This is a genomic window from Rahnella sp. NRRL B-41462 (assembly GCF_003263525.1).
GTDB lineage: Bacteria > Pseudomonadota > Gammaproteobacteria > Enterobacterales > Enterobacteriaceae > Rahnella > Rahnella aceris.
The window spans coordinates 27,742-47,029 of sequence record NZ_JYDF01000022.1; the positions used below are offsets into that span (position 1 = coordinate 27,742).

14 protein-coding genes are annotated in these 19,288 nt (G+C 47.2%); all 14 read left to right on the forward strand.

The window, feature by feature from the left end; genetic code table 11:
• Nucleotides 1-78 precede the first annotated feature (78 nt).
• Nucleotides 79-294, forward strand: coding sequence for an AlpA family transcriptional regulator (locus UC14_RS06630; protein WP_112197421.1), 216 nt, complete (start codon nt 79-81; stop codon nt 292-294).
• Nucleotides 295-429: 135 nt separating this feature from the next.
• Complete coding sequence (locus UC14_RS06635; RefSeq protein WP_112197422.1) at nt 430-861, forward strand: putative zinc ribbon protein; 432 nt, start codon at nt 430-432, stop codon at nt 859-861.
• The gene (locus tag UC14_RS06640; RefSeq protein ID WP_232829644.1) at nt 858-1,268 is read left to right on the forward strand and encodes a zinc-ribbon domain-containing protein; all 411 of its coding nucleotides are present in this window, start codon (nt 858-860) and stop codon (nt 1,266-1,268) included. The genes UC14_RS06635 and UC14_RS06640 overlap by 4 nt, the downstream gene beginning before the upstream one ends.
• 77 nt (nt 1,269-1,345) lie before the next feature.
• Nucleotides 1,346-1,657, forward strand: coding sequence for a hypothetical protein (locus tag UC14_RS06645; protein WP_099755010.1), 312 nt, complete (start codon nt 1,346-1,348; stop codon nt 1,655-1,657).
• Complete coding sequence (locus tag UC14_RS06650) at nt 1,635-2,063, forward strand: type VI secretion system baseplate subunit TssG (RefSeq protein WP_112197424.1); 429 nt, start codon at nt 1,635-1,637, stop codon at nt 2,061-2,063. The genes UC14_RS06645 and UC14_RS06650 overlap by 23 nt, the downstream gene beginning before the upstream one ends.
• A gap of 440 nt (nt 2,064-2,503) precedes the next feature.
• Nucleotides 2,504-3,121: a DUF1819 family protein gene (locus tag UC14_RS06660; RefSeq protein WP_099755007.1), complete on the forward strand. Its 618-nt coding sequence runs from the start codon at nt 2,504-2,506 to the stop codon at nt 3,119-3,121.
• Nucleotides 3,118-3,720: a DUF1788 domain-containing protein gene (locus tag UC14_RS06665; protein WP_112197426.1), complete on the forward strand. Its 603-nt coding sequence runs from the start codon at nt 3,118-3,120 to the stop codon at nt 3,718-3,720. Before UC14_RS06660 ends, UC14_RS06665 begins: the two co-directional genes overlap by 4 nt.
• Before the next feature lie 12 nt (nt 3,721-3,732).
• The gene (brxC, locus tag UC14_RS06670; protein ID WP_112197427.1) at nt 3,733-7,347 is read left to right on the forward strand and encodes a BREX system P-loop protein BrxC; all 3,615 of its coding nucleotides are present in this window, start codon (nt 3,733-3,735) and stop codon (nt 7,345-7,347) included.
• A gap of 48 nt (nt 7,348-7,395) precedes the next feature.
• Nucleotides 7,396-11,079: a BREX-1 system adenine-specific DNA-methyltransferase PglX gene (gene pglX / locus UC14_RS06675; RefSeq protein ID WP_112197428.1), complete on the forward strand. Its 3,684-nt coding sequence runs from the start codon at nt 7,396-7,398 to the stop codon at nt 11,077-11,079.
• Nucleotides 11,079-12,167, forward strand: a complete 1,089-nt coding sequence (locus UC14_RS06680) for an ATP-binding protein (protein ID WP_112197429.1) — start codon at nt 11,079-11,081, stop codon at nt 12,165-12,167. Before pglX ends, UC14_RS06680 begins: the two co-directional genes overlap by 1 nt.
• The gene (locus UC14_RS06685) at nt 12,167-13,000 is read left to right on the forward strand and encodes a DUF4435 domain-containing protein (protein ID WP_112197430.1); all 834 of its coding nucleotides are present in this window, start codon (nt 12,167-12,169) and stop codon (nt 12,998-13,000) included. The genes UC14_RS06680 and UC14_RS06685 overlap by 1 nt, the downstream gene beginning before the upstream one ends.
• A 2-nt stretch (nt 13,001-13,002) precedes the next feature.
• Entirely contained in the window at nt 13,003-15,600 is a 2,598-nt protein-coding gene (gene pglZ / locus UC14_RS06690) for a BREX-1 system phosphatase PglZ type A (protein ID WP_112197431.1), read from the forward strand.
• A 10-nt stretch (nt 15,601-15,610) separates the two neighbouring features.
• On the forward strand, nt 15,611-17,686 hold the full coding sequence (brxL, locus tag UC14_RS06695; protein WP_112197432.1) for a protease Lon-related BREX system protein BrxL: 2,076 nt from the start codon (nt 15,611-15,613) through the stop codon (nt 17,684-17,686).
• A 122-nt stretch (nt 17,687-17,808) separates the two neighbouring features.
• A complete protein-coding gene (locus tag UC14_RS06700) occupies nt 17,809-19,158 on the forward strand; it encodes a phospholipase D-like domain-containing protein (RefSeq protein ID WP_112197433.1) in 1,350 nt (449 codons plus the stop codon).
• Nucleotides 19,159-19,288 lie beyond the last annotated feature (130 nt).

Genomic DNA, 19,288 nt, shown 5'->3' on the forward strand with positions numbered 1-19,288 from the left:
GGAGAAAGTGCCAACGGTGAATCATATCTGAACGGCACATCTCCATACCTCTCAACGTTCCATATGGAGACCGTCATTATGACAACTCAGAATAACAATGCCAGCCTGCTCAGCGACCAGCTGGTCGATATGCCATTCATAACTAACTACACCAAAATGTCGGATAAGTGGTTCTACAAAATTATTCAGGATGGCGTCTTCCCTAAACCCATCAAACTCGGGCGCAGCTCCCGCTGGCTCAAAAGCGAAGTGGAATCCTGGATGCAGCAGCGTATTACGCAGTCACGCACGTAACCCACAACTCGGCAGTTACCGCTAAATCACCGCCCATCCATCTGAACTCAATCATTCCATCATACACACCCCGCCAGTCTGCCCATACAGGGACGGCTTTCGCCTGCGTGCTGTCTGGCGGTAAGGAGCAACATCATGTATGCCAAATCTTTTATTGCCCATGCTTCACGTGGACGCCTGACCTCGGCTGCCACGGCAAAAACATACCCTTACGACCGCTACGTCTGTCACTTGTGCAACAGTGCGTTGGTCTTCCATCCTGAGTGTAGCTCTGAGCGCCCTTGGTTTGAACATACCAAAAACACAATGACTGATAATGGACGTAAGCATTGCCCGTATTTGGTTATCGAACCTGAAGAAATGCGCCTTATCCGAAGACTTCGGCGTTTGGTGACTGACGTTCACCCGATAGTGCGGCAGGCTGACTGGTATTGCATGGAATGTGACAAGCATTATAACGAAGAACGCTACTGCCTCAGTTGCCGTACCGGTACCAACAGCGCAGAGGTGCCCGCGAGGCTTACCCTGTTGCGGACACCAGGAGCGGAGGACGTGACTTGCGTATGATGAAGTGTTACCTGGCGACTGATCGCGAGGGCCATTTTGTGACGGCAGAAGCGGCAATGAGTGCCACGGATCAGATATGGAGTTGTGCGTCCTGTGACTGTCGGCTGGTGCTGCACGGCGGTATACCCGCAGACCCAGCCTGGTTTGAGCATGACCAGCGGTCAGTGGCCGAGCATGTGCTGATGAACTGCGCACATCTCGACCCACAGGTAAAGGCCGATACCCGGCACAACCAGCTGCGCAGGATGGTGAGTGGGCTGGATGTCCCTGTTAGAGCGTTATCCTGGTACTGCACGTGGTGCGATAACCACTATCAAGGGGGCAAGTTATGTACCCAGTGTGGTACCGGCATATACAGCATCGAAGAAGCAAACTGGCAGGCCAATTACAACCGCGCCGTCCTGTAGTGTGCCAGCCTGTTCCCTATTTCATTACGCTACATCACCTTCCTGTGACCAATGCTATTCTCAACTGGAGAGACTTCATGAAATTATTCAATGAAGGGCTGACAGATGTGCAGCGGATTAACCGTAGGCTCCAGGCCGCGATTGATCATTACCCGCAACTTGCCGCTTTTCGGTTTAGCCTGCAACAGCCCAATGCAGAGACAGTATTTATCCCTGAAGACGATGCAGTGAAATTCGTTAATATGCTTCAGGAAACGATCAGCAGGTACATTGACATACGCCAGTCAGGGGGAAAAGTTACTCCACCTACGATCCTCAGGGCATTATGGGGAGTGAGTACGTCCCGCGAGATCCCTGTGCCAGACGATGCGCTGTCCGGCAACATTTGAAGTCGGTGGAGCCGATAATATCTCCCAAATCCTGATGGCACTGACCGGCATGCCCAACCCGGTGGGCATACCGGCTTCCCGTTTACTGGCGCTGTTGCCCACCCATACCTCCGATGGCGTGAAAGCGGTAATACGCAGTCAGGCACCGAACACGCAGGTGAGAATAACGCCCCGCTGCCCGGTCGATATGCCGGTGAGCAAACGCGCCCACATGTCAATTAATAGCGGGATGCCCCTCGGTGAGCACCCGGTACTGGGGGAACGTATCAGCGTGGCAAATTACTGTATCGGAGTAGAAATGAGAACGGAAGATGCGGATGAGGCCAGAGGGTGGATGCCAAACGGTGAGCTGCGAAGGACGTGTTTGCCCTGCTGCGAACCTATTTGGGTGTCGATTACGACGTGAGCCTGCACCTGACGATATCGACACGCTTACTGCCGCGCCCCCGTCTGGGCGACTCAAACCTTTTCTCGGGTTACAACATCATGCTGGGGCTGCGGGATAATAACGGAGATCAGATGCCGCAGACGGTGCGCATGCGGATAGAAAAGATGCGGAAGGTGGTGTTTGATGATGAGTAAATCAGGCACTAATCTCAGGGCCGAAAGCCATCAAAAAATTCGCCAGGATAATCAGGGCCAATAATGTTCTTTTACTAATGATTCTGTGTCTGCTTGCCTGGACAAAAATCATGGCAAAACGGGGTATGGTAGCCCGATCCAATTTACTCCAGCTAAATATATAGAGTTGTTCAAACCTCTCTTCCGTATGTAAGTCATGGCATCATGGCTCTATCGCCATTACAATCATTACTTGATTTTTGCGAGCAGCATTCCGGATTTCTGATGGCACAAACGATGAATAAAAACGATAAACGCTGGATTGGCGATCTGCTGGGCGGGCCGCTGATGGTTCGAGAGAGTCGGACAATTGCTGAATTGCTGCTTTCCGAACCAGACGAAACGACCTGGCAGCAGCAAATAATCGATGAAAATATCCTTCAGGCATCCTCCACCAACACGGCGAATCGCTATGCCAGAACAGTAAAACTTCGACTAATGACGCTGGATCGCGAGTGCTGGCAGCTGATAGTTGATGGTAGTGAAAGTGAACGTCTGCAAATGCTGCTAGTGGCTCTAATGATTCAGTCACCGATTGTCGCGGATTTTATGGCTGATGTCGTGAACCCGGCACGCCAGCAGTTTAAAGAAAAGCTTGGTATAAATTGCTGGAGTGAGTTTGTTGATGAGAATCTTCGTTTGCACCCCGAACTGGGGGCTTTTTCTGATTCCTCTATTCAAAAAATGGGCAACAACCTGATTAAGGCCCTCGCAGAAGCCGGATACCTGGACACCCCACGCCGCCGGAATCTTCAAACTATTTTCCTGCTATCTGATGTCGCTTCGGCTTTGCATCGTTTATACAAAGCCGAACTACTCCCAATCCTGGAGGGCAACGCGTGAATGACCCAATCCTTGATTACCGTTTAAAGCAGTTAGAAGAGCGTATCGGCGATGACCGTTTTTTAAAAAACCAGGGCTCCGGCAATGAGATTGGCTTCTGGATTTTTGATTATCCGGCACAGCAGGAGCTGCAGGTACGTGAGTACCTGGCGTTTCTTTTTAAGAAACTAGAAAAAAAATATACATTCACCCAATTGAATATTTTTCAGGTCATCATCGACATGCTGGAGGAACGTAAACTATTCGAGCGTATCTGCCAGCGTGAACCTGAACTTGGGCTGGAAACATTGAAAAAGCATCTGGCAGCGCCACTCAGCCAGAAAAAAATCGCTGAATATATTGCCCATACGGTAGATCTTCCCTCGCAGCAATTTGTCATTCTGACTGGGCTCGGCAACGCCTGGCCGTTGGTGCGCGGGCATGAACTCATGAGTGCTTTACAGGATGTAATGGGTTTTACGCCACTTCTGATGTTCTATCCTGGTAATTACAGTGGATATGACCTGTCTCCTCTAGCTGGCATTAACTCCCGTAACTATTACCGAGCCTTCAGACTGGTACCAGAAACCGGTCCTGCGGCGACTTTGAACCCTCGTTAAAAGACGACAGCAATGAATATTGAACAGATTTTCGAAAAACCGCTAAAACGTAATATTAACGGCGTGGTTAAAGCCGAGCAGACCGATGACGAAAGTGCCTGGGTTGAACTGGATGAGTATGTCATCACCCGAGAACTGGACGGTCACCTACGCCAGTTTTTCGAGGTGTACGCCCCCGCCACAGGCCCCGGTAGATTGCAACTTGCCGATAAGATGGGTGTTTGGGTTTCCGGCTTCTTTGGCTCCGGTAAATCTCACTTCATTAAAATCCTTTCTTATTTGTTGGCGAACCGCGAGGTCAGCCACAATGGCGTAACACGCAAAGCGCTCTCTTTCTTTGAAGAGAAAATCGACGATGCACTGTTATTGGCCGATATTCGCAAAGCGGTTCAACACCCGACCGATGTGGTGCTGTTCAATATTGACTCGCGCGCAAACGTTGAAGATGGCGTTGATGCGATCCTAAAAGTTTTCCTGAAAGTCTTTAACGAATTGGCAGGCTATTGCGGGGACTTCCCGCACATTGCACATCTGGAACGCGAGCTCGATAAACGCGATCAGTTTGATACGTTTAAAGCCGCCTTTGCAGACATTACCGGTTCTCGCTGGGAAGATGAACGCGATGTCTATCTGATGATCAACGATCAGATGGCGAAAGCATTAAGCATCGCGACCAAACAGAGTGAGGAATCCTCTCGTCAGTGGATCGAACAACTGGATAAGAACTTCCCGCTGGATATTAAGAACTTCTGTACGTGGGTGAAAGAGTGGCTCGAGATCCAGGGTAACCGTAACATTCTGTTTATGGTCGATGAGGTTGGTCAGTTCATTGGCAAAGATGCCCAGATGATGCTGAAGCTGCAAACTATCACGGAAAACCTGGGCGTTATCTGCGGTGGTCGCGCATGGGTGATTGTCACCTCTCAGGCTGACATCAATGCCGCGATTGGCGGTATGAGTAGCCGTGACGGTCAGGATTTTTCCAAAATCCAGGGACGTTTCTCCACACGCTTACAGCTCTCCAGTTCCAATACTTCAGAAGTTATCCAGAAACGACTATTGGTGAAAACCGAGGCGGCAAAACCGGCGCTGGAAGCTGTTTGGCAGGAGAAAGGTGACATTCTACGTAACCAGCTGGCGTTCGACACAACCACCACAGCCACGCTGCGCGCTTACTCCAACAGCAAAGAATTCGTTGATAACTATCCGTTTGTGCCATGGCAGTACCAGATCCTACAAAAGGTCTTTGAATCGATCCGTACCAAAGGGGCTGCGGGTAAGCAGTTGGCAATGGGGGAGCGCTCTCTGCTGGATGCCTTCCAGTCAGCAGCTGTGCAGATTTCTGCCGATGGTCTGGACAGCCTGGTCCCGTTCTGGCGTTTCTACTCCGCGATTGAAAGCTTCCTTGAACCTGCGGTTAGCCGCACTATCATTCAGGCTTGCCAGTCTCCGTCACTGACGGAATTTGACGGCAAACTGTTGAAGACATTGTTCCTGATCCGCTACGTTGACGTCCTGAAAAGTACTCTTGATAACCTCGTCACGCTCTCCATCGATCGTATTGATACTGATAAAGTGGAACTGCGTCGACAGATTGAAGCCAGCCTTAATCGTCTGCAGGCTGAAATGCTGATCTCGCGTATTGATGACAAATTCGTTTTCCTCACCAATGAAGAGAAAGAGATTGAAAACGAAATCCGCAATATCGACATTGAATTCACCACCATCAATAAACAGCTCTCGACTATCATTTTTGACGAGATCCTGAAGAACAAAAAGTACCGTTACCCGGCGAACAAGCAGGATTTTGATATCAGTCGTTTCTGTAACGGACACCCGCTGGATGGTGCAAACCTTAACGATCTGGTGGTGAAGGTTCTCACGCCTTTGGACTCGAACTACGAAAGCTATAGAAGTGCACATTCCAACAGCCTGCTGATGACGGATAGTAAAGACTGCATTCTGATTTGTCTGCCTGATGAAGCCCGTACCTGGCAAGACCTGACCATGTATGCACAGACCAAATCTTTCCTCAGTAAACAAAGCGGGCAACGTCCCGAGCAAGCAACGTTGTTGGCCGAAAAAGGCCGTGAAAATGGCATGCGCGAAAAAACACTCAAAACGCAGATTGAAGCCCTTCTGGCGCAGGCCGATGTCTGGGCGTTGGGCGAACGGCTGGATAAAAAATCCTCCTCGCCGTCGACGATTGTTGATGCCGCCTGCAGATATGTAATCGAAAACAGTTTCTCCAAACTTAAAATGTTGCGTCTCAGTACCGGGGATGTAAACCGTGAGACCCATGCACTGCTAACGGTAGAAAATGATACCCAGCTTGATTTGGGGGAAATGGAAGAGTCCAATCCAGAGGCGATGCGTGAAGTGGATAACTGGATCAGTATGAGTATTGAAACTCATAAGCCTGTTTATCTGCGGGACATTCTCACTACCTTTGGCCGCCGTCATTACGGCTGGCCAGAAGATGAAGTCAAACTGTTGGTGGCTCGTCTGGCGCGTGCCGGTAAATACAGCTTCACTCTGCAAGGCAGCGAAATCACACTGAAGCAGGCGTGGGATGCATTTAATAATTCACGTCGTTATAGCGATTTGCGCCTGCATAAAGTTCGTCGCCACGACGAAGCGCAGTTGACTAAAGCTGCGCAGCTGATGGCTGAGATTGCCGGAGAACCGTTTAACGAGCGTGAAGAACAGTCGTTGGTCTCTCATATTCGAGAACTCTTTGGCCGCTGGAAGAGCGAACTCACCGTTTTTAAAACTCGTGCAGAGAGTGGACAAAACCCTGGCCGTAAAGAGATAGAGGAAGGCCTGGTATTGCTGAACGGGATCCTCAGTGAGAAAGAAGAGTATGCCGTTATTGAAAAAGTGACCGCAGCGGCTGGCGACCTCGAAGATTTCGCAGAAGACTGGGACGATCTGGTCAGCTTCTACAAAAACCAATATGCAACCTGGCAACGTCTGAGTGCCGCGTTGAACGGCAGTTTTAAAGCTAACCGTAATGCGCTGGAAAAAAACGATACCGCCCAAAATACACTTCGGGAACTGGAGGCTATCTACGGGAAGCCGCGACCTTACGGTGAACTGCATCGTATTATCCCGCTGATTGAAACCGTTGAGTCTGTTAACCAGCGCCTGGTGGAAGAGTACCGAAGCCATGCGCTGTTGCAGATAGATGGTCATATCAATGAGCTGAAGCAAAGCATGCAGGAGATGCACGTCCCTGCTGATTTGCAGCACTCGCTTTTGCACCCGATGCAGCAATCGCGTAAGAAAGTGGAGCAGAACGGTCTGATCCCGCAGATTATGGAAGAGCAAGCTGAGGTTCGGGCGTTGCAATTTAAAGCAAACGAACGACTGAACGGTTGGGTTGAAGAACAGCGTAAGAAAATGCCTGAACCAAAACCCATCCCTCAGCCAGGGATTATCGACCCCGTAGTTAAGCCTGAACCCAAGCTGAAAAAGACCATCTACGTGAACACGCGTAAAACGATGGAACGAGCTGCCGGTGTGGCAACGCTGGATAGCGCTGAGCAGGTAGACAAAGCGCTGGAACAATTACGCAAAACGCTTATGGATGCCATTAACGCAGGCGAACGCGTACAGCTTCAGTAACACCTCCATTTTCAGGGCAGATGCTGTCTGCCCTATTCAGGACTTCACATGAATACGTCAAACATCAAAAAATACGCCCCAGTGGCACGTAAACAGTTCCGCGATGCGGTCATGCAGAAGCTGACCACGCTGGGCATTGAGACCGATAAAAAAGACAACCTGCAAATTTCGCAGGCGACAGTTCTTGGCGACAGCGTGCGTTATGGTCAGTTCTCGCTGGAAAAATCACTAACGGCACGTCGTGAACGCCTAGTTAAACGAGCAGAAAAACAGAGTTACGAAGTGCTGGTAGAGCACATCGCTTACACCTGGTTTAACCGCTTCTGTGCCATCCGCTATATGGAACTACATGGTTATCTGGATCACGGCTTCCGTATGTTGTCTCATACAAATCCGACACTGGAAGGTGGTTTTGAGGTGCTGGATCATGTACCAGAAGTGGCGGATGCTCTGGGGCTGGACAAATCGCGCCTGGTGGAGATGAAGCTGGCGGGCGATCGTGACGAAGAGCTGTACCGTGAACTGCTGCTGGCACAATGCCATGCACTTCAGGGCGCGATGCCTTTCCTGTTTGAAGCGGTCAATGATGATATCGAACTGGTGCTGCCGGATAACCTGACCCGCACCGACTCAATTCTGCGCGGGCTGGTGGACACCATTCCTGAAGAAGACTGGGCGCAGGTTGAAGTGATTGGCTGGCTGTATCAGTTCTACATCTCCGAGAAAAAAGACGACGTGATCGGTAAGGTGGTAAAGAGCGAAGACATTCCCGCCGCTACCCAATTGTTTACCCCGAACTGGATTGTTCAGTATCTGGTGCAGAACTCGGTGGGCCGCCAGTGGCTGCAAACCTATCCGGACTCCAGCCTGAAAGGCAAAATGCCCTACTACATCGAGCCAGCGGAACAAACGGCAGAAGTGCAGGCACAGCTGGCTTCAATTACTCCGTCCAGCATTGATCCAGAAAGTATCAAGGTTCTGGACCCGGCCTGTGGTTCCGGGCATATCCTGACCGAAGCCTATAACGTGCTAAAAGCTATTTACGAAGAGCGCGGTTACCGTACCCGCGATATTCCGCAGCTAATTCTTGAAAACAATATCTTTGGCTTAGATATCGATGACCGCGCCGCACAACTCTCCGGCTTTGCGATGCTGATGCTGGCGCGTCAGGATGACCGCCGTATTCTGAGCCCAAACCGTGGCGTGCGGCTGAATATTGTTTCCCTGCAGGAAAGTAAACTGGATATCGCTGAGCTGTGGACAAAGCTGAATTTCCATCAGCAAGTACAGCGCGGCACCACGGGCCAGATGTTCCCTGAAGGGCCAGCACTGGCCAATACCGACAGCGCGGAATATAACCTACTGATGCGTACGCTGGCGCTGTTCACCAGTGCGAAAACTCTGGGGTCGCTGATTCAGGTGCCGCAGGAAGATGAAGCGGCGCTGAAGACATTCCTGGATGGAATGTATCGTCTGGCTGTCGAGGGTGATATCCCGCAGAAAGAAGCGGCGGCGGAGCTGATTCCGTATATTCAGCAGGCGTGGATTTTGGCGCAGCGTTACGATGCGGTTGTGGCGAACCCGCCATATATGGGCGGGAAAGGGATGAATGGCGAGCTAAAAGAATTTGCTAAAAAACAATTCCCGGACAGCAAGTCAGATTTGTTTGCGATGTTTATGCAGCATGCGTTTTCTCTACTTAAGGAGAATGGTTTCAATGCGCAGGTGAATATGCAGTCATGGATGTTCCTGTCGAGCTATGAAGCACTACGCAGCTGGTTGCTAGATAATAAAACGTTTGTCACCATGGCGCATTTGGGGGCTCGAGCCTTTGGTCAAATCTCTGGAGAAGTTGTTCAAACTACCGCATGGGTTATTAATAATCTTCATACAAATAGTTACCAACCTTTGTTTTTCCGTTTGATTGAAGGTAATGAAGAGCAAAAGAAAACTGCTTTACTAGAACGTAATAATACTTTTGACAAAACCTTACAAGATGATTTTAAAAAAATCCCTGGTGCTCCAATTGCTTATTGGGTAAGCGATGTTTATCGAGATATTTTTGTGCAGTCACCTTCATTATCTTCCATTGCAAAACCTAGGCAAGGGCTAGCTACTTCAGATAATAATAGATTTTTAAAATTATGGCATGAACCATCTATGGCAAAAATTAATTTCTCAGCTAAAGATCGTAATGATGCGTTAAAATCTGGAGCGAAGTGGTTTCCATGCCAAAAAGGAGGGGGGTATAGAAAATGGTTTGGAAACCATGATTATCTTGTTAATTGGGAAAATGATGGGAGAGAATTACTGGATTTTGCAGCAAGTTTATATGGTTCTCCCACACGAACGATCAAAAATATTCCTTTTTATTTTAGGGAGGGAGCCACATGGTCTACGATTTCATCGAGTGATTTTTCTATAAGATATAGTCCAGTAGGATTTATTTCAGAAACGAAAGGTGCTATTTGTTTTGCTGATAACAAAGCGACTTTATTATCAATTCTGGGATTCGGAAATTCGAAACTAGTTAACTACTTCTTGAAGTCATTGTCTCCAACACTAGACTACCATGAAGGTCCTGTTGGAAAGCTTCCATTTAAAAAAGAATTGAGCCCTGCAGTTATCGAAAATGTTATCAATTTGATATCGTTGTCTGAGATGGATTGGAACTCCGAAGAAACATCATGGGGGTTCAAACAGCATTCTTCATTTAATTTCAACGAGTTAGATACCTTAAGTGATGTTTACGAAAAATTCATCAATGAATCAAAAAAATTAATAGAGAAAGTTCAGCAGCTTGAAGTGTTTAATAATAAGGAAATCATTCATGAATATGGACTAGAATCAGAATTGAGCTCTTATGTTTCGTTCGATGAGATAACTTTGAATGTCAATCCGGATTATAAATACCCGGGTGAATCAGACGATAAACTTATAAGAATGAGATCATATTACTTTGTATCCCTGATTTCTTACTCCACTGGCTGCATGATGGGCCGCTACTCCCTCGATCGCGAAGGCTTGGTCTACGCCCATGAAGGCAACAAAGGTTTTGCCGAATTAGTCGCCGAAGGTGCCTACAAAACCTTCCCTGCCGATGAAGACGGCATCTTGCCATTAATGGACTCCGACTGGTTTGACGACGATGTTACCGCTCGCGTCAAAGAATTTGTATCTACCGTCTGGGGTGAAAAACACTTACAAGAAAACCTCGAATTTATCGCCGAAAGCCTCTGTTTATATGCTATCAAGCCGAAAAAAGGTGAGTCTTCGCTGGATACCATTCGCCGCTATCTTTCCACGCAGTTCTGGAAAGATCATATGAAGATGTACAAAAAGCGCCCCATTTATTGGCTATTCAGCTCAGGTAAAGAAAAAGCGTTTGAGTGCCTAGTCTATCTGCACCGTTATAATGATTCCACGCTGTCACGTATGCGTACCGAGTATGTGGTTCCGCTGCTGGCCCGTTATCAGGGCAATATCGATCTGGTTAGCGATCAGCTTAAAAGCGTCGAATCGGGAGCAGCAACCACGCGCCTGAAAAAAGAGCTCGATGGATTGACCAAAAAATTCAATGAGCTGCGCAACTTTGACGACCGCTTGCGCCACTATGCTGATATGCGTATCACTATTGATCTAGATGACGGCGTTAAGGTTAACTACGGAAAATTTGGCGATCTGCTGGCAGATGTGAAGGCTATTACCGGTAGCGCACCTGAGGAGATTTGATGAAAATAGCGGCGATTTATACACAGGCCGTTGGTCCTTTGGCCGACGGTGAGATTAGTTTCCAGAGTGACTGGTCGGGAGAGATTGAATCGAACGTACTGCTCACCGGTCCGAACGGTTGTGGTAAATCGACGCTACTTTGCGGCACTGCTATGCTGTGGGATGCATTAGGGTATTGGCTTGATCATAAAAAGCCAATGCTTGCGAGCCATTCTGCAAGAAAATGGCTCGAACGCTGGGGCACTTTTGCCGTGGTTTTCTCCGATCTGAAATGTTCTAACCAGTCCCCTATTCGTGTTGGTTTATTCTTCGGAAATGAGGATGCTGTTGATAAACTTATAGCTAAACAACCGTCCAACACTACCTGGATTGGCGAAGTTAGTGGGGGGAAAAAGAAAACTAGTCTGATGACTCAGAATGGCTTTGTCACCGATTACGTACTTGATGAGTGGTTGCAGACACTTTCGATTACTCGTGCACAAGTTGTACTCGGAAGGCTCAATTCAGGCATGGCTCTGACAGTTCCAAATATCATCTATCTGGATGCAGAAGAACGCCGCTGGATTACCCCAAAGAGCAATCTTTCTTCGTTAGCGCCTGATGACCTAAGTAAAAATTGGTTAGCTACTTACTCTCCCTCCACTGACTGGAAAGATCAGCTTGAAGCATCGCTATTTAACATGAAAGCGACTCTCCCTGAACAATATCCGGAGATGATGAAAACCCTGAATCAGTTCTTCTCAGGGAAAATCATTGAAGAGGAAATCCAACCTGGACAGCGTCAGCAAGTCAGACTGGCTAACGGTGATACTCATACGCTGGATGAACTGAGTTCTGGCGAGCATCAAGTTTTGATCATGCTCTTTATGGTTCAACGTTGGCTTCAGCCGGGTGGCGTCGTATTAATCGACGAGCCGGATCTGCACCTTCACCCTTCTCTGGTTTCGCCTCTGCTTGCGACACTGGAAAACATTATCCAGAAAAAGCACGGCCAGCTTATTTTGACTTCTCATGCTACCGATGTTTGGCAACGCTACGAAAGTTTAGGACTCCGCTATCCTCTTTCGGTTGAAAAAGGTGATGATTAATGAAGGAGTTTGAGTGGCATATCAAAACTATCCTTGATGAAAAGATCCGCGATGGAAAAAGAGCGTTAATCGTTGAAGGCAAAACGGACGAAATCGTTTTTACCCAGCTCTTAAAAAAAGTCGACCCCCAATGGGAAACAAACTGGGTTCTTGCCGAAGTTGGCGGCAAACGTAACGTTGTAGACATCCTTGCAGCGCAGCCGACATGGCTGGGCATTGTGGATAGAGATGAGTGGGATAATGCTCAAATTAGCCAGAGGCAACAGCAACTTCGTAACCTGTTAGTTTTGCCCAGATTTTGCATTGAAAACTATCTTGTTGTTCCGAGTGAACTTTGGCTCGGACTGCCACCTAAGCAAAAAGCAAATCTCCCCACCGAGCGGGAAGCCGCTATACAGGCTATTACGGCGCTAATTACCACAAATCTTGAAAGTTGGATTCAGTTTGGTGCCGCATGGGCCATTATCAATCCGCTTTGGGATGAGCTGCGCTCGCTTGGATTTAACCGCGACCTTCTTGATCCTCGACAGGTGGTTACTGAGCAAGGGTTCCTGACACATTGCCAACGTTGGCATGCTCACTTAGAACCTATGGGGCTGTTAGAGAGATATCAACATAAATTGGCCGAAATCAGAGATCTGACTGTTGATGAACAGTTACGCACCATTATTCACGGCAAAAAATTTTATAATACTGTTGTGATGCCAGCGTTTAGGCAGTTGCTTGCACTCAGGAGCGCTATCTCAGTTGATGTATGGTTAAGGGAAATGCCGGTGCCAGCTGACCTTGACTTTATTTGGCATGAAATGAATTTGCCTGTAGAAGAAAATTAATTATGCAATTTAAAGAACTGGAATCAGGGCTTCGTCAGAAGTTTACCGACAATCGCATCGTCTTCTGGCACGACCCGGAACAACGCTTCATCGATTCGCTCAATGAGCTTGATCTCGACGACGTCTCGCTGCTGGATATGCGCGGCGTTTCAGTGCTCGCCACAAAAAAAAGAATCGAAATCGACGAGCCAACACAGAAATTTCTACTTTATTTCACCAGCGAAGTCCCCGCCCGCGAGCAAGACTGGCTACTGGATATCCGCCTTTATAGCACCGAATTCCACGCTGACTATGCCTCGATCACACTGAACTCATTGGGCATCCCGCAACTAGGGTTGCGTGAACATGTTCAGATTCGCAAAGCCTTCTTTACCGTCAAACGTACCCAGTTACTTAAAGGCTGGGTCACCGAACGTGAGACAGAAAAATCCCTCGATAAGAAGATGCTGGCGGTAGTTTCCGGAGCCAGCACCTTTGAAACCAAAGAGATCCTGTTTGCTCTTATCCAGCAGTTCGTTGCCGCAAGTCAGCAGGATGATAGTACTCTGGAGAATACTTTTGCTGTGCTGAAAAAGCTGGGGCTGGATAAGGTCCTCTGGGAAGTCCTTAGTCTAGAACTGGGTTACCAGGCAGAAGCACCAACGCTGGAAAATCTACTGCTGAAACTGTTCTGTACCGATCTTTGGGCACAAGGTGATGACGCTCATCGTGAGTGGTTAAGTAAAAATGTGCTGACTACTGCTGCAGGTCGTGCGTCTGCCATAGCCTTTATGGGAGCGTGGCGGAACGATCGTCGTTATAAAGCAGAATACGATTATTGTGCAGAAGACTTACAACAGACACTGCAGCCAAAAGAGCATTACAACTACAGCTCGCCGTATGCGCTAGCAAAATGTGACACTTTCGAAGCTATCGAGCAATTGATTATCCGTGGCCTGGTGACTCAACTACAGGAAGAAAGCACGACCCTGGACAGGGACGCGTTTAAAGCTCTGGTGTCAGAGCGTAGCGCGAAATACTGGAGCCAGACCCGCCCGGAATATCTCTCCATTTGGAATGCACTACGCCAAGCTGAGCGCCTGCTGAATCTGCGTAATCATTATACTGACGGTTTTAATTTCCCCGATACCGGCACGTTCTGGAAAGCCTACTGCGACGAAATTTATCGCTTCGATCAGACCTACCGCCTGTTCAATGAATATGCCGCACCGGTGCACAGTAAAGGGGCGATGATCCTCCATGAGCTGGATAAATTCATTGAAGAGCTTTACAGCAACTGGTATCTGGCAGAGCTGAGCCGTGGCTGGAACAAACTGCTGGAAGCGGAAAATCGCATGCAGACCTGGAAAATTAGCGGCGTGCCGTTGCAGCGTAATTTCTATAAAGAGAATGTGAAACGGCAATTTGACACTTCGCAGGTGAAACGTGTTTTTGTCGTGATATCAGATGCGTTGCGCTACGAGGTAGCGGAAGAGCTGGGCAGACATATCAATCATGAGAAGCACTTCAGTGCCGAACTGCGCTCTCAGACGGGAGTGTTGCCAAGCTACACGCAGTTAGGTATGGCGGCATTGTTACCTCATGAGTCGTTGAGTTATCAGCCTGACAATTCCGGCATAGTGTATGCCGATGGGATGTCTACCTCAGGGTTTGAAAAACGCGCCGCTATCCTGACAAAGGTAAATGGTGTTGCACTTAAAGCGAAGGACTTGCAGAACGCCAACAACCAGGAAGTGAACGATCAAATCCGCAACGCCTCCGTGGTGTATATCTGGCACGACACTATTGATGCCATTGGTGATAAGGCTGCAACAGAAGATAAAACGTTTGAGGCCTGCCGAAGTGCCATCACTGAGTTAAAAGATCTGGTCTCACGTTTACGTAACCGATTTAATGCCAGCCGAATTTTTGTCACTGCCGATCATGGGTTCCTGTTCCAACAACAGGCCCTGGTGGAGCAAGATAAAACGAAGTTGGAGAGTAAAGCCTCAAATGCGATTGAAGCGAATAAGCGATTTATTATTGGGCATCAGCTGCCTGAAAGTGAGTTTTGCTGGCACGGCAAACTGGCAGATACCGCAGGCGCAAGCGATGAGAGTGAATTCCTGTTGCCCAAAGGGGTACAGCGTTTCCACTTTGTAGGTGGTGCACGTTTCGTTCATGGCGGTGCCATGTTGCAGGAAGTGTGTGTTCCCGTCTTGAAGATTCGCGCGTTAGAGAAAAAAGCAGCCGAGAAACAACCACAGCGCCAACCAGTATCCGTTGTTGCACGGGACCACGTAATAAAACTGGTTAATAGCATTGATAAAATCGGCTTTATCCAGACGACGGCGGTGGACGACCTCAATGAACCGCGCACGCTGAATATCTTTATCGTTGATGAAAATAATCATGTCGTCTCCGGAACAGAAACGGTTTGCTTCGATAGTGACAATGACGATATGGGTAAACGCACCCGCGATGTGACCATGAAACTCATGGGTACGGAATTCAATCGTAAAAACAAGTATGTTCTGATTCTGGAGAATGCGGGCAGCGCGACAGAGTATGGTCGCTACCCGATTACGATCGATCTGGCCTTCCAGGATGACTTCTTTTAAGTGAGGCGTTATGCAACAGCAGGGTAACTCGGCTAACAACATGGAAATGGCCTCTGCATTGGCTCAGGACCTGGATTCATTATTGAATCAGCACTTTCGCGGTCGCGTGGTGCGTAAAGACCTGACTAAACAACTTAAAGAAGGGGCGAATGTTCCAGTCTATGTACTGGAGTACTTGCTCGGGATGTATTGTGCTTCGGATGATGATGAGGTCGTGGAACAGGGTTTGCAGTCAGTTAAGCGCATTTTATCGGACAACTATGTCAGGCCGGATGAAGCTGAAAAAGTGAAGTCTCTGATACGTGAGCGTGGCTCACACAAAATTATCGATAAAGTGTCAGTAAAGCTAAAAGAGAAAAAAAATGTGTACGAAGCACATCTTTCAAATCTTGGCGTTACCGATGTTCTTGTGCCTTCGCAGATGGTGAAAGATAACGAGAAACTGTTGACTGGCGGTATCTGGTGCATGATTACCGTTAACTACTTTTTTGAAGAAGGGCAAAAAACTTCCCCCTTCTCTCTCATGACTCTCAAACCTATCCAAATGCCAAATATGGATATGGACGAGATTTTTACTGCTCGAGCCCAATTTAATCGTGACCAGTGGGTTGATGTATTATTGCGTTCGGTGGGGATGGAACCTACAAACCTTGATTTGCGCACCAAATGGCACTTAATCGCTCGAATGATCCCGTTTGTTGAAAATAATTATAACGTCTGCGAGTTGGGGCCACGTGGTACCGGTAAAAGCCATGTTTATAAAGAGTGCTCCCCGAATTCGCTACTCGTTTCTGGTGGGCAAACCACTGTAGCCAACCTGTTCTACAACATGAGTAATCACAGAATCGGCTTGGTTGGCATGTGGGACGTTGTGGCGTTTGATGAAGTGGCGGGAATTACTTTCAAAGATAATGATGGCGTGCAGATCATGAAGGATTACATGGCGTCAGGCTCATTCTCTCGCGGACGTGACTCCATCGAAGGAAAAGCCTCCATGGTATTTGTTGGCAACATTAATCAGAGCGTGGATACCCTAGTAAAAACCAGTCATCTACTGGCACCTTTCCCAGATGCGATGATCGATACAGCATTTTTTGATCGCTTCCACGCCTATATTCCTGGCTGGGAAATTCCCAAAATGCGCCCGGAATTTTTCACCAACCGCTATGGTTTGATCACTGACTATCTTGCCGAATACATGCGAGAAATGCGCAAACGTAGCTTCTCCGATGCGATTGATAAATTCTTCAAGTTGGGCAACAACCTTAACCAGCGTGATGTGATTGCGGTACGTCGTACCGTCTCTGGTCTTTTGAAATTAATGCATCCTGATGGTGCTTACGTTAAAGAAGATGTACGCGTATGCCTGACGTATGCGATGGAAGTACGACGCCGGGTGAAAGAACAGCTCAAAAAACTTGGCGGCCTCGAGTTCTTTGATGTGAATTTTAGCTATATCGATAACGACAGTCTGGAAGAATTTTTCGTCAGTGTGCCAGAACAAGGCGGGAGCGAACTGATTCCAGCGGGTATGCAAAAACCTGGTGTAGTCCATTTGGTCACCCAGGCGGACTCAGGAATGACTGGGTTGTACCGGTTTGAAACCCAAATGATGGCGGGAAATGGTAAACATGCCGTTTCAGGCTTGGGATCAAATACTGCGGCCAAAGAAGCTATTCGTGTTGGTTTCGACTATTTCAAAGGCAACTTGAGCCGTATTAGTGCAGCAGCAAAATTCTCTGAGCATGAATATCATCTGCATGTGGTTGAGCTTCATAGCACCGGTCCGAGCACAACAACCAGCCTTGCATCGTTGATTGCCTTTTGCTCTATGCTACTGGCTAAACCCGTACAGGAGCAAATGGTCGTCCTAGGTAGCATGACACTGGGGGGGGTGATTAAACCAGTGCAGGATCTGGCAGCATGTCTACAAGTAGCATTCGATAGTGGGGCTAAGCGCGTACTGCTCCCTATGGCATCAGCTAAGGATATCCCAACCGTACCGACTGAATTATTTACCAAGTTCCAGGTGAGTTTTTATGCGGATCCTGTAGACGCTGTATATAAGGCATTGGGTGTCAATTAAATATATAGAGGAGTGGGTCACACTCCTCAGTTAAATAACCCGTCAGTCTTTTCTTGTTTATTTTTTCGAACTATATTCATTAACCTTGTTTTTCATCTGGAATGATCTACGGTTAGATAATAATGAAACTAATTGCAAATGGATTGAACAAACAGTTTTTTAGTTCTTTTTTACCCCCTCCGGATTACGAAATGGACGGTGTCGTTGCTGCAATAGCCTATGGTGATGATAAAACTGCCCTACTTGACCATTGTCTAAAAAATCATCATCGCCTTGATATCTGGATGCGATACGATCACACTGTCCCTGTATCTCCCTCACTTCTAGCAAAATTTCTTGCTAATACAAAAAATAATATCTTCTGCAAACTTGTTCCCGATCGTCTTCACAGTAAGGTCATCTGGTGGAAGGGTTATGGCGCATATATTGGATCGGCTAACTTAACAGATCGTGCATGGCATACAAACATAGAAGCTGGTATTTTCTTCAGTGAGAGTGATTTAAACAGTTCTAATCTAATTGAGCAACTTGAGGAATTCTTCGATAACTTAACGTCTCTTGACTGTTGCGTTGATCTTAGTAACGATATTATTAATGAACAAAGACAATTATTAAAATCAAAACTCGAGTTAGAGAAAAAAGAGCAAGAGCTTATCAAAAAGCGAAAAGTTCCTGAATGGAGCGGCGTAAATTTTATTGATAACAAAAAAACTAAAGATAAAAGAAAAGAAAGTTTTCATAAAGAATGGGAAAGCACGCTTTCAATCATTCAGAATATCTCAATCCAGATTAATGATTACAGGCCTATATGGGTATCAGAAGATACACCGAGATTCTGGCAAACCGATCAGTTTTTACATGCATATTATTATAAGCAAGTTCATCAGCAAGATAATACTTATCCTTTTGAAGATTTTTACCGTACTAACAGTAAAAATCCACAAGCAGCATTGATGAGTATGCTTTCCTGGTGGAAAAGCCAATCAGTTCCTCCGTCTAATGAGGATATTCACCTTGGGATCTATGCTCCAACTATTCGAAAACACTTGTCAAAAAACAGCATTAGTTCGTTGACTGAGGATAAACTTCATAAAATATTCGGCTATACGCATGCAACGATGGACCATGTAATAAAAATGAGTGCTGACACATTTGGCCTGCCTGCCAAAACATCCTTAAATAAGGAAGAACGTGCTATTTTATTCACAAAATGGATCATGGGCCAAACTAATCAAAAAGGTATGACTATTGCGGAATTACTCAACTATGTACTCTACGGTGGAAAGCCTTCTTTGATGTGGGAAAGGATCTATTTGGCAGGTAAAGATGATGAATATAAATTCCAGCATTACGGTATTAACTCCATTGCTGAAGTGGTTGGCTGGGCCAGACCTGATGATACGCCTCCCAGAAATGGAAGAACCAATAAAGCATTGCGGGCCTTGGGCTATCCAGTTCACGTGAATATTTGAACTTGTCCTCCCTTACTCCGATAAATATAATTCTCACTCAATGAAGCAGTTCAAAGGCGTGCTCAGTTCACTAGAACACGCCTGCCGGTGAAAAATAGTACAAAATAGAGTTATATTCTATCCATACTCT

Excerpts from the sequence above, each read along its gene's own strand:
- UC14_RS06640 (WP_232829644.1), top strand. The coding sequence starts at position 858 with ATGATGAAGTGTTACCTGGCGACTGATCGCGAGGGCCATTTTGTGACG.
- UC14_RS06685 (WP_112197430.1), top strand. The coding sequence starts at position 12,167 with ATGAAGGAGTTTGAGTGGCATATCAAAACTATCCTTGATGAAAAGATC.
- UC14_RS06635 (WP_112197422.1), top strand. The coding sequence starts at position 430 with ATGTATGCCAAATCTTTTATTGCCCATGCTTCACGTGGACGCCTGACC.
- UC14_RS06650 (WP_112197424.1), top strand. The coding sequence starts at position 1,635 with ATGCGCTGTCCGGCAACATTTGAAGTCGGTGGAGCCGATAATATCTCC.
- brxL (WP_112197432.1), top strand. The coding sequence starts at position 15,611 with ATGCAACAGCAGGGTAACTCGGCTAACAACATGGAAATGGCCTCTGCA.
- UC14_RS06680 (WP_112197429.1), top strand. The coding sequence starts at position 11,079 with ATGAAAATAGCGGCGATTTATACACAGGCCGTTGGTCCTTTGGCCGAC.
- brxC (WP_112197427.1), top strand. The coding sequence starts at position 3,733 with ATGAATATTGAACAGATTTTCGAAAAACCGCTAAAACGTAATATTAAC.
- UC14_RS06645 (WP_099755010.1), top strand. The coding sequence starts at position 1,346 with ATGAAATTATTCAATGAAGGGCTGACAGATGTGCAGCGGATTAACCGT.
- UC14_RS06630 (WP_112197421.1), top strand. The coding sequence starts at position 79 with ATGACAACTCAGAATAACAATGCCAGCCTGCTCAGCGACCAGCTGGTC.
- pglZ (WP_112197431.1), top strand. The coding sequence starts at position 13,003 with ATGCAATTTAAAGAACTGGAATCAGGGCTTCGTCAGAAGTTTACCGAC.
- pglX (WP_112197428.1), top strand. The coding sequence starts at position 7,396 with ATGAATACGTCAAACATCAAAAAATACGCCCCAGTGGCACGTAAACAG.
- UC14_RS06700 (WP_112197433.1), top strand. The coding sequence starts at position 17,809 with ATGAAACTAATTGCAAATGGATTGAACAAACAGTTTTTTAGTTCTTTT.
- UC14_RS06660 (WP_099755007.1), top strand. The coding sequence starts at position 2,504 with ATGGCACAAACGATGAATAAAAACGATAAACGCTGGATTGGCGATCTG.